The sequence below is a fragment of the Mesorhizobium sophorae genome, from assembly GCF_002270415.1.
Classification (GTDB): Bacteria; Pseudomonadota; Alphaproteobacteria; order Rhizobiales; family Rhizobiaceae; genus Mesorhizobium; species Mesorhizobium sophorae.
On sequence record NZ_NNRI01000001.1, the window covers coordinates 130,168 to 143,545 of the forward strand.

Annotated in this window: 15 protein-coding genes; 6 read left to right on the forward strand and 9 right to left on the reverse strand. The window is 60.9% G+C overall.

What is annotated here, in order from left to right; translation table 11 throughout:
- Positions 1–278 precede the first annotated feature (278 nt).
- A complete protein-coding gene (locus CGZ66_RS00510; RefSeq protein WP_095081028.1) occupies positions 279–2,702 on the forward strand; it encodes a phosphoketolase family protein in 2,424 nt (807 codons plus the stop codon).
- A gap of 216 nt (positions 2,703–2,918) precedes the next feature.
- A complete protein-coding gene (locus CGZ66_RS00515; protein ID WP_245330947.1) occupies positions 2,919–3,905 on the forward strand; it encodes an acetate/propionate family kinase in 987 nt (328 codons plus the stop codon).
- 98 nt (positions 3,906–4,003) lie between these two features.
- On the opposite strand, the gene CGZ66_RS00520 is transcribed toward CGZ66_RS00515, so the two are convergent.
- The 6 genes from CGZ66_RS00520 to CGZ66_RS00545 all read right to left on the reverse strand — a co-directional run bounded on the left by CGZ66_RS00520 (position 4,004) and on the right by CGZ66_RS00545 (position 7,744).
- Positions 4,004–4,390, reverse strand: coding sequence for a hypothetical protein (locus tag CGZ66_RS00520; protein ID WP_095080458.1), 387 nt, complete (start codon positions 4,388–4,390; stop codon positions 4,004–4,006).
- Positions 4,391–4,473: 83 nt separating this feature from the next.
- Positions 4,474–5,727 (reverse strand): MgtC/SapB family protein, encoded by a 1,254-nt coding sequence (locus CGZ66_RS00525; protein WP_095080460.1) that lies wholly within the window; start codon positions 5,725–5,727, stop codon positions 4,474–4,476.
- 10 nt (positions 5,728–5,737) lie between these two features.
- Positions 5,738–6,184 (reverse strand): pyridoxamine 5'-phosphate oxidase family protein, encoded by a 447-nt coding sequence (locus CGZ66_RS00530; RefSeq protein ID WP_095080461.1) that lies wholly within the window; start codon positions 6,182–6,184, stop codon positions 5,738–5,740.
- Positions 6,185–6,196: 12 nt separating this feature from the next.
- Positions 6,197–6,931: a phosphoribosyltransferase gene (locus tag CGZ66_RS00535; RefSeq protein ID WP_095081029.1), complete on the reverse strand. Its 735-nt coding sequence runs from the start codon at positions 6,929–6,931 to the stop codon at positions 6,197–6,199.
- Positions 6,932–6,933: 2 nt separating this feature from the next.
- Positions 6,934–7,440, reverse strand: a complete 507-nt coding sequence (locus CGZ66_RS00540; protein ID WP_245330948.1) for a DUF2267 domain-containing protein — start codon at positions 7,438–7,440, stop codon at positions 6,934–6,936.
- 49 nt (positions 7,441–7,489) lie between these two features.
- The gene (locus CGZ66_RS00545; protein ID WP_095080463.1) at positions 7,490–7,744 is read right to left on the reverse strand and encodes a lipoyl domain-containing protein; all 255 of its coding nucleotides are present in this window, start codon (positions 7,742–7,744) and stop codon (positions 7,490–7,492) included.
- 170 nt (positions 7,745–7,914) lie between these two features.
- Between CGZ66_RS00545 and CGZ66_RS00550 the strand changes: the two genes are divergently transcribed.
- Positions 7,915–8,139: a hypothetical protein gene (locus tag CGZ66_RS00550; protein ID WP_095080464.1), complete on the forward strand. Its 225-nt coding sequence runs from the start codon at positions 7,915–7,917 to the stop codon at positions 8,137–8,139.
- On the opposite strand, the gene fixJ is transcribed toward CGZ66_RS00550, so the two are convergent.
- Positions 8,136–8,750 carry a response regulator FixJ gene (fixJ, locus tag CGZ66_RS00555; RefSeq protein ID WP_095080466.1) on the reverse strand — a complete coding sequence of 205 codons (615 nt, stop codon included), beginning with the start codon at positions 8,748–8,750 and terminating at the stop codon, positions 8,136–8,138. The genes CGZ66_RS00550 and fixJ overlap by 4 nt on opposite strands.
- Complete coding sequence (locus CGZ66_RS00560; RefSeq protein WP_095081031.1) at positions 8,737–10,251, reverse strand: PAS domain S-box protein; 1,515 nt, start codon at positions 10,249–10,251, stop codon at positions 8,737–8,739. The genes fixJ and CGZ66_RS00560 overlap by 14 nt, the downstream gene beginning before the upstream one ends.
- A 235-nt stretch (positions 10,252–10,486) precedes the next feature.
- On the opposite strand from CGZ66_RS00560, the gene CGZ66_RS00565 reads away from it, so the two are divergent.
- From CGZ66_RS00565 to CGZ66_RS00575, 3 genes are all read left to right on the forward strand, one after another.
- A complete protein-coding gene (locus CGZ66_RS00565) occupies positions 10,487–11,299 on the forward strand; it encodes a universal stress protein (RefSeq protein WP_167391934.1) in 813 nt (270 codons plus the stop codon).
- A 146-nt stretch (positions 11,300–11,445) separates the two neighbouring features.
- Positions 11,446–11,724, forward strand: coding sequence for a DUF6455 family protein (locus tag CGZ66_RS00570; RefSeq protein WP_245330949.1), 279 nt, complete (start codon positions 11,446–11,448; stop codon positions 11,722–11,724).
- A gap of 161 nt (positions 11,725–11,885) precedes the next feature.
- Entirely contained in the window at positions 11,886–12,434 is a 549-nt protein-coding gene (locus tag CGZ66_RS00575; protein ID WP_095080468.1) for a hypothetical protein, read from the forward strand.
- Between the two features lie 175 nt (positions 12,435–12,609).
- Here CGZ66_RS00575 and CGZ66_RS00580 read toward each other — a convergent pair whose 3' ends face one another.
- A complete protein-coding gene (locus CGZ66_RS00580; protein ID WP_095081033.1) occupies positions 12,610–13,305 on the reverse strand; it encodes a CBS domain-containing protein in 696 nt (231 codons plus the stop codon).
- Positions 13,306–13,378: the final 73 nt, after the last annotated feature.

Genomic DNA, 13,378 nt, shown 5'->3' on the forward strand with positions numbered 1-13,378 from the left:
CCAGAGAACGCATTGTGATCCAGGCGTTCGGCCTTCGGCACCTGATACAAACGCGTTTGCGGTGGATCAAAGCTCGCACTGTTCGTCGCCACTATGAATGGCGCAAACGACCGCCCGCCATACGCCCGGTTGATGGCCACCTCGCTGCAAACTGGTCCGGCGGTCATGAACCGAATGGCGCGCGAATGCGTTGGTCGTCCGTTCGCGGCGATTTCGATGAATGGCGGCGCATGTCGCGATCCGACGGCATTCGCAAATGGGGACTATGGGAGCCAGACATGACCGAGCACACGACAACAGCAACCCCCGGCAGGCGGCTGTCCGAACGCCAGTTGCACGACATCAATGCATACTGGCGCGCCGCCAACTATCTGACGATCGGGCAGATCTACCTGCTCGACAATCCGCTGCTCCGGGAGCCTTTACGGTTGGAACACGTGAAGCCGCGTCTGCTCGGCCACTGGGGAACATCGCCGGGCCTGAGTTTCATCTATGCCCATCTCAACCGCGCCATCCGGCTGAGGGATGCAAACATGATCTACGTCTGCGGCCCGGGCCATGGCGGTCCGGCGATGGTCGCCAATGCCTATCTCGAAGGCACTTACAGCGAGCTTAGTCCGGACATATCCCTGGACGAACAAGGCATGCGCAAACTGTTCCGGCAGTTCTCCTTTCCCGGCGGAATTCCAAGCCATGCCGCGCCCGATGTGCCGGGCTCGATCCACGAGGGTGGCGAACTGGGCTACGCGCTTTCTCATGCCTTTGGCGCAGCCTTCGACAATCCAGACCTTGTCGTTGCCTGCGTTGTCGGTGACGGTGAAGCGGAGACCGGGCCATTGGCTGCCGCGTGGCATTCAAACAAGTTTCTCAACCCGGCGCGTGACGGGGCAGTGCTGCCGATCCTGCATCTGAACGGCTACAAGATCGCCAATCCCACTATCCTTGCCCGCATTCCCGAAGAGGAACTGCGCGCGCTGTTCACCGGCTATGGCTATGACCCGCTTTTCGTCGAGGGCGATGACCCGACGTTGATGCACGAGCGGATGGCAACAGTGCTCGACGATGCGCTGGACCGCATCGAAGTGATCCAGAAATGTGCGCGCGGCGGATCTGCCGACGCGGGGTTGCGGCCGAAGTGGCCTATGATCGTGCTTCGAAGCCCCAAGGGCTGGACCGGTCCGAAGGAAGTCGACGGGCTGAAGACCGAAGGCTTCTGGCGTGCGCACCAGGTCCCGTTGTCTGGCCTTGCGGAAAATCCGGCGCATCTGACGATGCTCGAGGAGTGGCTGAAAAGCTACCGGCCGGATGAGTTGTTCGATGCCGCTGGTGCCCCTGTCGAGGCGATCCGTGCCACCACGCCGCAAGCCGCGCGGCGCATGAGCGCCAATCCGCATGCCAATGGCGGCCTGCTGCGCCGGACCCTCGATTTGCCCGGGCTGCGGGACCATGCAGTGGCCGTCGCTCGGCCCGGCGCGGTGAAGGCCGAGTCAACACGTGTAATGGGCAGCTTCCTTCGGGCTGTGATGGAACTGAACGAGGCCGCGAAGAACTTCCGCATCGTCGGCCCTGACGAGACGGCCTCGAACCGGCTTCAGGACGTGTTCGAAGCCACCGAGCGCGCCTGGATGGAAAAGATCCTGCCCGAAGACGTTCATCTCGGCCGCGACGGCAGGGTCATGGAAATCCTCTCCGAGCACACCTGCCAGGGCTGGCTCGAAGGCTATCTTTTGACCGGGCGGCATGGCCTGTTTTCCTGCTACGAGGCGTTTATCCACATCGTCGATTCCATGTTCAACCAGCATGCGAAATGGCTTGATGCCTGCCGTGACATCCCGTGGCGGCGGCCGGTCGCCTCGCTGAACTATTTGCTGTCGAGCCATGTCTGGCACCAGGAACACAATGGCTTCAGCCATCAGGATCCCGGCTTCATCGATGTCGCCCTCAACAAGAAGGCCGACATCGTGCGCGTCTATCTGCCGCCGGATGCCAACACCTTGCTTTGCGTGACCGATCACGTGCTGCAGACATGGAACCGCATCAACGTCATCGTCGCCGGCAAGCCGCCGTCGTGGCAATGGCTGCCGATGGACAAGGCCATCGTCCATTGCCGGGCAGGGATCGGCATATGGGACTGGGCATCGACCGAGAACGGCGACGAGCCAGACGTCGTGATGGCGTGTGCCGGCGACGTTCCGACGCTCGAAACGCTGGCGGCGGTGCAGATCCTGCGGCATCACGTTCCTGAGCTCAGGATCAGGGTGGTCAACGTCGTGGACCTGATGACCCTGCAGCCCAAGGAATATCATCCACATGGCCTGTCGGACCGCGATTTCGATGCATTGTTCACCACCGGCAAGCCTGTCATCTTCGCCTATCACGGCTACCCGTGGACCATCCACCGGCTGACCTATCGGCGCACCAATCACGACAACATCCATGTCCGCGGTTACAATGAGGAAGGCACGACCACCACGCCCTTCGACATGACGGTCCTGAACGGCCTCGATCGGTTTCACCTCGTGCAAAGCGTGCTTGACTGGGTTCCGCAGCTCAGGAGCGTGCAGGTTGGCCTGAAGCAGGCAATGGAGAGCAAGCTGCTCGAGCATCGAGCCTATATCCGGGCTCATGGCCAGGACATGCCGGAAATACTCGGCTGGAAGTGGGATCAGGATCCCGGTGCGGCGTCGACGGGTCGCCGTTGAGGACGAACGCATGACAGACGCTATCCTGGTCCTCAATGGCGGCTCCTCCAGCCTGAAGTTCGCCGTCTTCGAGGAACGCAACGCGCTTCCCCTGCTGTTGCGCGGCAACGTCTCGTCGCTGGCGGGGCACCCGCGCTGCGTGTCGAGGCCACTGCGGGTGAGCTGGCGACAGACAAAAGCCTGGGTGACGGACCGATCGACATTGGCAAGGTCTTCGTGGCCGTCGCCTCTGTGCTTGCCGATCGCGACCTCCTGCGTCGCATCGGCAGGGTCGGGCACAGGATCGTCCATGGCGGCCGCAATTTCACCGGAGCGACGCTGCTCGACGGGCCCACGCTCGAGGCACTGCGCCTGCTCGAGCCGCTCGCGCCAATCCATCAAAGGATCAATCTCGAGCTTGTCGCCCTGGCCGCTGAGTTCCTGCCGCGAGCCCTCCAGGTCGGATGCTTCGACACGGCATTCCATTCGGCCCGGCCGGAGGTCGCCAAAATCTACGGCCTGCCGCGCGCGATGACCGAGACGGGCATCGTTTCCTATGGCTTTCACGGCCTGTCCTACAGCCATATCGCATCCGAGCTGCGCGACCGCTACGGCGCGCGGGCTGGAGGCCGAGCGATCGTTGCCCATCTGGGCAGTGGTGCCAGCCTTTGCGCCATGGACTCCGGACGAAGTATCGCCACGACGATGGGGTTTTCGACGCTGGACGGCCTGGTGATGAGCACGCGTTGCGGCGCCCTGGACCCAGGGATAATCCTCCATTTGCTGGAGGACGGTAAGCTGTCGCACGACGAACTGGTCACGCTTCTCTATGAGCAATCCGGCCTGCTCGGAGTGTCGGGGATATCCGGAGACATGCGCACGCTGATCGGTTCCGAGGATCCTGCCGCCGCCGAGGCGATCGATCTCTTCGTCTATCGAATCGGGCGCGAGATCGGGTCGCTGGCGGCTGCCCTCGGAGGTCTGGATACGCTGGTGTTCACGGCCGGCATCGGCGAGAACGCGCCGTTCGTCCGGGAGAAGATCGGTGCCGCGGCCGGTTGGCTCGGCGTCGGCATCGACCATGAGTTGAACCGGAGAGGCGAGGGCGTGATCAGCCTCGCCGATTCCAGCGTCAACGTGCTTGTCATTCCCACGGATGAAGAGAGGGCAGTCGCCGGTGATGTACAGGCTGCATCCCAGGCCGCATCGCTGCGCGCGACCTGACGGCTGGACCTCTCGTGCCGGACAAATGACTTGGCCCGTTCGTCCGGCTCGCGCATTTTGTTCGAGCCACTCGCCCCGTATTTCCAGGCGTCATATCTCTAAGGCCGTTCGACCCTTGCCACCTGATAGGTGTGCATGGTGCCGTTGCGTTCGATGGACACGTATTCGCCGGTGACGAAGCGTTCGTCGCCGAGGTGGAAGCCGATCTCGTCGTCGCGGTCGCCTTCTGCATAGTCAAAGTACCACTGTCCACCGGGCTTGCGCCGCAGAAGACCGACCAAGTCTTCTTCGTCAGCGCGAAAACGGCGAACGCGGCAGGAACCCCGGTGCGATTTCCACTCGTCGGCGTCGATCCGACCGTCGCTCTTCAACGGGGCGAGCACATCATAGCCCTCTTCGCGATCGCCGCCCGGATGGCCCTTCTCGCGGGCAAGCAGCAGCCGGACATGCCGGAACTTCGGGGTAAGATCTTTCAGATCGGTCATGGCGAACTCCCTTGACGGAGTTCATAGCGCGATGACCGGATTTGGCCTTGATCCCGATCAAAGGGGCCGTCGTTTCTGCGCAGTCAGAAGGTCGCTAGCAGCACCATGGCACAGTAACCGGCGGCTGCAGCGATCAGGGTCGCCACGGCCAAGGGCAACCAGAACCTGACCGGGCCGGCAACGACCGCCAGCGAGACGCGACCGGTCGCGTTTGCCGCCAGCGCCGCCAGCACTGCCTGCCCCACGGTTTCGACAGGGACCGAATGCCTGACCAGGCGCAACGCGCTGAGCACCGAGACATCGACATCGAACGTTCCGGCAAGCGCCGAGCTCGCCAGCAAGCCGCGCCCGCCGAATTGACCCGCCAGTGCGGCGCTGGCGGTCGAGACCACCGCAAAGAGCAGGGCAAAGAGCAGCAATGGACCAAGTTCGAATGGATTGCGCGTCAGCCCACCACCTTTTTGATCCCCGCCGACGCGCACCAACAGAAATGCGCCGCAGGCCGCGAAGGCGAATGCCGCCGCAATCGCGGGAATGCCGGCTGGGACGAACACGCTTGGTTGGATGATCAAAACCACCACGCAAACGCGCAGCGATGAGATCATCGCTGCCAGCGAAGCTGCTCCTGCCAGCGGTAGCGGATTGCTCGACGACGTCGCATTGCGGGCAAGCGCCACGGTCACGGCTGTGGAGGATACGATTGCACCGACGAGCGAGCTGACGAGCAGACCCCGCGTGGTTCCAAGAGCGCGAACGGCGACATAGCCAGCGAACGATATCGACGCCATCAGCACCGTAAGGAACCAGACCTCCCAAGGATTGAAACCGCCCCATGGGTCCATGGTCCGGTTCGGCAGCAAGGGCAGGACAATCGCGGTCATTACCGCCAGGATCAACGCCGAACGAAGCTCGATCCAGGTCAGTCGTCGCAACAGGCCGTGCAGGACCTCGCGACTGGCAAGTACCGCCGCGAGCGCGGCCCCTCCAGCGCACGCAACCCGATAGTCGCCGGCTACACAAAGGGCGCCAAGCGCGAACACGCCCAGGCCGGCCATGACCGAGGTGACGCTGAAATCCTGGTCATGAGCAGCTTCTCGCGCCTTGTACCATGCGAAGATCGCGGCAAAGGCGATAAACCCCGCGACCAGCACCGAAACCGCGTCAAGGGCTTCGGCCAGGGCGGCCAGAATGCCACCGAGCAGGCCGGATATGCCGAAGGTTCGAATACCGGCCGTACGGCTGCGATCCGGTGCGTCCCGCTCCCGCCAGCCACGCTCCAGTCCAACGAGCAGGCCGATTGCCAAGGCGAGTCCGAGCCGGGCGATGAGCGGATCCATGGGAGGCAGTTTACTCGCCCGCTTCCCTGCCTGACACCTGCTGAATCAGAATTCGGAAGAACACCGGTGACGCGCTGTCTAAAACGGGAGGTATTGCCGGCTTGAGGGCACCGGGCTCCCACCAGTCCGCGTGCTTGCTGAGCACCGACCATGCATGATCGCGCTCGACCTTGTGGCCGATCTGATCCGGCAGTTCCTCATAGCGGCCGTCGACCACCACGCTTCTCCATCCTCGCCCTTTGCCGCGTTCATCGACCTCAACGCACACCAGCGGGTTGCCTCGCATCCACTCGATCTTCTTGCCTGGCATCGAAAACGCGTAAAGGTGATTGTCTGAATGGGCATAGTGTATCGGCACGACGTAAGGCTGGCCGTCCTTCGCGCATGCCAAACGACCGATCCGGTTGGCGGTCAGCAATTTCGTACATTCCAAGGCAGAAAGGGTACGGATCAGCATCGGTGCGATCTCCTACTTTTTCGAGGTGGCCCCGTCACGCTGCCGCTCAGTCTCGATTGTGGGGCGGCCGGCGGGCTTCTTGAGATTCTTGCGTTGGCGGGTCGCTTGCCGCAGGGCAGCTTCGTCCATTGCAGCGACAACAGAGCTGTCGGAAAGCTGAGGGAACGACAAGTAGTGGTAGCCCAGTGCACCGAACCGCGCTGGTTGACTAAGGCAAATCACCCGGTCGGCTTCGCCAGCCAATTCCGATATCGTATCGCGCGGTGAAACAGGAACTGCTACGACGACCTCCTTGGGGGCTCGTTTTCTCAGGGCACGAATGGCAACCTTGATCGTCGTTCCTGTTGCCGCGCCGTCATCGACGATGATCGCCGTCTTCCCCGCGATCGATAAGGGTGGATGCTTTGCCCGATAGGCGAGCCGGCGACGTTCAAGTTCGGGTCGTTCCTGCGCGATCAAGGCGCGAAGTGCGTCATCATCGAGCGAGTAGGCTTCGACAATCTCCCGGTTCAGCACGATGTCCGGCGGATCGCCGTCCACGATTGCGGCAATGGCCAGTTCAGGATTTCCCGGCGCGCCTACCTTGCGCACGATAATCAGATCAAGCGGTGCCTTCAGAGCTTTGGCCACTTCGGCGGCAACCGGAACCCCGCCACGCGGCAGCGCGAGCACGACGGGCTGGCGCAATTGAAGCTTGCCCAGTTCGATGCCGAGCTTCTCTCCAGCCTCTTTGCGGTCACGGAACATCATCAGTCCGCCGGCCAGAGATGATGAAGTGACTTCCTCATCGAATTTCGCACCTGGGTGATCTCGCCATGCGATATATGGCGATCGAGGAGTTTGAAAACTGCACCGATCGCAGTGTCGAAATCGACTTCGTCATCGTAGCCGAAATCGCTTCTGACATCGATGATGAAGTCTCGCTTCGTTCGCTTGCAGGCAGGTGCTTTCGTTGGTTGCCAACCCTCGAAATAGATGCCGCGAACCAAGACAGGGAGCTGCGCTGCAAGGTCGGCAGTTTCCGCAGGCGACAACCAGTCTCGCAGCGTATGCAGAACAGATTTCAGCAGCCGGTACGCGCTCGGCTCGCTCCAGCAGAGGTCCCGGGCGAGTTCGTTGACCCACTGCTGAGCCTGCTGCGCGGCGTGGGAAAAGCCAGAAAATGATGTGTGAGACATTTGGGTCATATCAATTGCTCGCTCAAGTCTGGCTTGATCTTCCAATCCCGGGAGTGCGTGAGCATCGCGCCGGATCAATTTCCTGCATCCGACCCACAGCCGACGGATCGGTGGTCGGCATGCGCCGTCAGTCGGCCCGGATCGTATCGTCCAATGTTGCCAGAACCGATCCGGGTTCGATCACGGCATTCACGGGGGCCATGATCGTCGCGCGACCGCTTGCCGGCGACACGATCTCATGCAGCGCGTCTTCAATTCGAACCTCGGCTATTCTATCGCCAGCCTTGATCGTGGTGCCGGTGGCAACGAACCATCGTTCCACAATGCCCTCAGGAAGCATGCTGAACGCCCACAGCGCTTCATCGACCTTGATTTCGTGCATCGCGTTTCTCCTTATGAGCAGGGAAAGTAGCCCAACCGCCAAGATGGACATTGATCGCGATCAAAAGGGGCGGTTCGGTAGACGCAGGGCAGCCAGCTCGAGGCTGCATTCGGGTGTCGAAAACTGATTCAAATCAAGGCGAGGCATGCCATTTCGCGCATCCTAGGGGGATGTGGAAGCCGATCCTAAGCGCTCCGTTCGACTGCGATCTCGAACTGGCCGTCCTCGACGAGGATGGCGAGCATGCGCTTGTATTTCCCTGCATGAAGACGCGGAAAGGATGGAGGAACGCCGCGACCGGCGCCTATCTCGACATCCACCCGACCCATTGGCGCGACTGGGTGCCGGACAAGACACCGGCAGATATCGGCAACTCTATCTCTCGGTCGCCCTAGTGCTTGGGATCCACGATGAGTGCCATACGAACCAGATGCGACAGGCTGCTCGCGGCCATCTTGCTCATGACATTGGCGCGATGGATTTCGACAGTGCGCGGGCTGATCCCCAGATCATAGGCGATTGTCTTGTTCGGCAGACCCGACACAAGTCCATCCAGCACCTGCCGCTCCCGATCCGATAGTGTAGACAGACGCCCGCGGATTTCCGCGGATTGCGGGTGCGTTGCATCTACCCTATTGCGATTGGCCAACGCGGAGCGGATCGCGTCGATCAGCATCTCGTCGTCGAACGGCTTTTCGATGAAATCAGCAGCGCCTTCCTTCATCGCCTGAACGGCGAGTGCCACATCGGCATGGCCAGTCATGACAATAACCGGAAGCCTATGTCCGCGAGTCCGAAGCTGTCGCAGGAACTCGATGCCGTCGATACCCGGCATGCGCACATCGGTCACGATACAGCCATCAATATTGTCTGTCGTCGCGGCCAGAAAGGCTGTCGCGGATTCATGCAGGCGCACAGCAAAGTCGGCTGTGGCGAGAAGAAACCCAAGCGACTTGCGGACGTCGACGTCGTCGTCGACGACATGCACAAGATCATTGCCGGCCATTGGCGACCTCTTCCTTCTCAACGATGCGCAATGTGAACCGGAATGCTGTTCCTCCGGCGGGCATTGGCTCGGCCCAGATGTGGCCGCCATGCGACTCGACGATGGTACGGCAAATGGAGAGTCCGACGCCCATCCCTTGCTTCTTGGTTGTGACGAAGGGCTGGAAAAGTTGGGCCGAGACTTCTGGCGCAAGGCCGGTGCCTGTATCCGTCACGCTTACCTCGGCCATCCCATCCTCCCGTGCGACGGTCCTCACGTGTAACTCGCGGCGCGGTACACCTTGCATGGCTTCCACCGCGTTGCGCATGAGGTTGAGCAAAACCTGCTGAATCTGGATGCGGTCGGTCAACACCAGCTCGGCGGCGGGATCAAGTTCATAGCTGACGCGGACATCGATCTCCCTTGCGCCGACCAGGGCGAGCGACGAAGCTTCCTCGATCAGCGCCGGCAGTCGTTCGACCTGACGCTCGCTTTCGCCCCGCGCAACAAAGTCCCTCAGGTGACGAATGACGTTTCCTGCCCGCAGGGCCTGCTCAGCCGCCTTTTCCACGGCATCGCGCAGCATAGGGGCGTTCTCTTCCGTGCTCTTCTCGAGCAGCCGGCGGCTGCCCTTGAGGTAGTTCGTGATGGCCGTCAGTGGCTGATTGATCTCATGTGCGAGCGTCGAGGCCATTTCGCCGAGCGCGGTAAATCGCGCCATGTGGAGCAATTCCTGCTGCTGCTCCTGTATTCTCGCTTCCGCCCGATGGCGTTCTGTAAGGTCGCGGCAAAAGCCGGTGAAGAAGCGTCCCGTTCCCGGGTGCATCTCGCCGACGGAAAGCTCCATGGGGAAGGTCGAACCGTCCTTGCGCATCCCGGTGACGGTGCGACCAAGCCCGATGATCCGGCGCTCCCCCGTCGTCAGATAGCGGTGCAGGTAGGCGTCATGTTCGCCACGATACGGCGCCGGCATCAGCAGGCTGACATTCTGGCCTATGACTTCGCTGGACTTGTAGCCGAACAGCGTTTCCGCGGCCGTGCTGAAGGATTGGATGTGGCCTTGTTCGTCGATGACGACCATTGCGTCTGGCACCGTTGCCAGGATCGAGCGCAGATGATCCTCACGCAAGCGAAGTGCGGCATTCGCAAAGGAGAGTTCGCTGACATCCGTGCCTTCGACGAAGATGGCGGTGATGCGACCATCGTCGGCCTTGATCGGCTGGTAGACGAAATCCAGGATGCGCTCTTCTGCCGGTTCGTCGTTGTTGTTGCGAAGGGCTATCTTCATGCCCTGGCCTCTGTACGGTTCGCCGGTCTTGTACACTTGGTCCAGCTGTTCGAAGAAGCCTTGACCTTCCAACTCGGGAAGGGCCTCGCGCACCGACTTTCCGATCACCTGCCTGTGGCCGATCAGCTGTTGGTAGGCGGCATTGGTCAGTTCGAAGACATGGTCCGGTTCGCGCATCAGAGCCATGAAGCCCGGAGCCTGCTCGAACATTTGCGACAAGACTGATTTCAGCATCGCGCCGCCGGCCGACAAAATAGGCGCTTCGTATTGGCTCACCTGAGATCCCTGGGCTCGATACGCCTGCAAGAAAGGCTAACTATCACTTCTCTCCGTACAGGCAAAACGGATCGAGGCCGACTTTTTTCGCACAGATGCAATTGGTGGATTCTTTGACACGCATCAAGGCGTCGAGCGCCGACGGATGCCATTTCACAACCGTATTTCACCGGTCCAGCGAAAGGCGTGCATCATGTCTTACAAGTCAATCATCGTGAATCTTGCCGTGGATGCACCTCCGGCGGCCATGGTGAAATTGGGGATCGAGCTTGCGGAACGGTTTGGAGCCCGTCTTATCGGTCTGGCGGCAGCAGATGTCCCGCCACTGGTCGCGACAGGCGACGGCATGGTCTACGAAGGCGAGATCATGCAGATCCAGCGAACGGAGATCGAAAAACGGCTTGCCGAACTGCGTGCCGAATTCGAGGAACTGGTTCCCACTTCGATCTTTAGCGAATGGGGCCAAGCCGTTTGCAGCCCAACCCGCTTCCTCAGCGCTTCGGCCAGAGCCGCCGATCTTGTCGTTACCGGCAGTCAGAAAGGTGAAAATGTGTTTCGCGCCGTGGATGTCGGCAGCCTCGCACTCGGTATTGGACGGCCGGTCCTGGCTGCCGCGAGCAATGTCGAGCATGTCATGGCGAAAACCGTGCTTGTTGCCTGGAAGGACACGCGGGAAGCGCGACGGGCGATGGTGGATGCATTGCCCTTTCTGGCCAAGGCCAACGAAGTTGTCGTTGCCACCATCGATACCGACCGCGACGAAAGCATTCGTGACAGTCTCGCTGACGTGGCGGTTTTCCTTGAGCATCACGGCATCATGGCACGGACCGAACTGATCGCAGGCGAGGCCGACGGCGACCGGCTGCTGGCATTCGCGCGCTCGATCCATGCGGACCTGATCGTCTCCGGCGCCTATGGGCATAGCCGTTTGCGGGAATGGGCATTCGGCGGCGTCACCCGCTCGCTGATCGAGGACAACGGCATCAATCGCTTGATGTCCTATTGAACGCGGGTCGCGTCAGCATCTTCAAGTCGCCACACGCAGTCACAAGCTGGAACGATGGCCGAGCGTGCGTCGGGCTGTTGACCGAGATCAATGTAGTGGTCGCCAACATGGCGATGATGGCTGGGAAAGATGGCTGAGAAACAGGAGTGACCGACGTGACCTTTCTCGACTACCTGATTTCAGTGGACGCAAGGACAGCCCTGATGGGCCGTATGATGCAGAAGCTCGGCGTCGACAGACAATTGAAGATCGTCGCGGACCACGCAGCCGTTACAAATCGGGCGGTGGACCGCTGCCGCTCCTGCGGACACCAGGATGAATGCTCGAACTGGCTCGACGAACACCGGCAAGCGGATGATCCGCCGGATTACTGCCGTAACCGCGACCTGATCGCACGGCTGCAGCATGCGGCCGGCCGCCGATAGTGCTTTCAGCGCCAGACACGGGCTGGTGCGTATTTAGTGTCCTATAGCTTGCTTGCAGCAAAGAGGTCTGCGAATGCCGTTCGACGTTTGGGGCTGACGAGAGTCAACGCGTCAAACCGAGTTCTTCTGTGATACATTTGCATCCACGGGACCAGGCAGTTTTGGACACTCTATTTTTCCTGGAAGCATTTCTGCTCTTTATCGCGCCCGGGCCAACCAACGCTCTTCTGATGGCGGGGGCGGTCAAGCGAGAGAAGGCAATTACACTCCTGGTCGCACAGGCCTGTGGCTACGGGATCGCAGCGGCCTGCTGGCTTTTGCTGCGACCCTTGCTGCCGTCCGGCGCCATCCAGGTGCTCAAGCTGGTCGCAGCTGTATGGCTCGTAATTCTTGGCCTGCGTCTGATAGGCACCGACCGGGTCGACGCGTCCGACGGCGGCGATAGCCTTTCGGTTCTGGCAACCACTGCACTCAACCCGAAAGCCTTTATCTATTGTCTGGCAATCGTGCCGGTAGACGCGGGGCCGTACGAACTGGGCCTCTTCTGGATCGTGCTCCTGGTGACCACGGCTGCCACCGGGTCGATGTGGATATTGCTCGGCAGGCGGCTGAACGGAGGCAAAAAAGTGGCAGACAGAGTCGCGGGCGCGGCGCTTGTTCTATTCGCCCTGTTGCTGCTTCGACCGTTGATAGCGGTAGGCTTGATCTAGGGTCAACGCGGACATTTCGCCAATTCGAATGTCGGGTCGAGCAATGCGGAGTCCGCGAATTCTTTGGTGCTGAACTAGAGCTATTACAGGAAAAGTGTGAAACGGTTTCCGTCCGGAATTGCGTCAAAACAAAGAGATAGAGCGGTTCTGCGGTTCCGTGAAACGATGAACCGCTCTAAGAGACGAGCACGACCGACAGCGGCCCCGGGCAGAAAAGCCTATCCTTCACTGCCTTTACGCCGGCGACGTTTTCGGCGGCGACAATGGCCGCCTGGCGCTCGCGTTCGTCGAAGATGGCGCCGCTCAGCTCCACCACCCCTTTGTCCACGGTCACGTCGATCATGTCCTTGCCGGCCCATGTCTGCGTCGCAAGCTCGGCGATGATGTCCTGGCGGATCCGTTCGTCGTCCCTGGCTGCCGAAGGGGCCGACAGGACGGTGAGCAGCGCACGCAGAATGTCGGAACGGGTGATGATGCCAACGACTTTCCCGTCGTCGACAACCGGAATGCGTTTCACGCGATGGCAAGTCATGAGCGCGACGATCTCGGGCAGCGGTACGCCCGGCGATGCCGTGACGACATCCGTCGTCATCACCTCCTCGATACGGCGTCCGTTGGCTTGAACATATTCGTCGGCGGCTCTTCCGGGGCTCACAAGAAACTCCAGCCAGCGTGAGCGTTTGCGGTTGGTGCCCAGTTCTTCCCGGCGCAAGAAATCGCCCTCGCTGACAATGCCCACCAGCGTGCCGTCGCTGCGAATGACGGGAAGGCCACTGAACTTCTTGGAGAGCATCAACCCTGCTGCATCGGAGATCGATGCTGTTGGTTCTATTCCGATGACGGGAGCGGTCATTATGGCTTTGGCTTGCATGTCTGCCTCCTCCAACGTCTATCGGATCATTGTCGGGCCTTGTGCGAGGGCATGCCTTGATCTGCGTCATCTC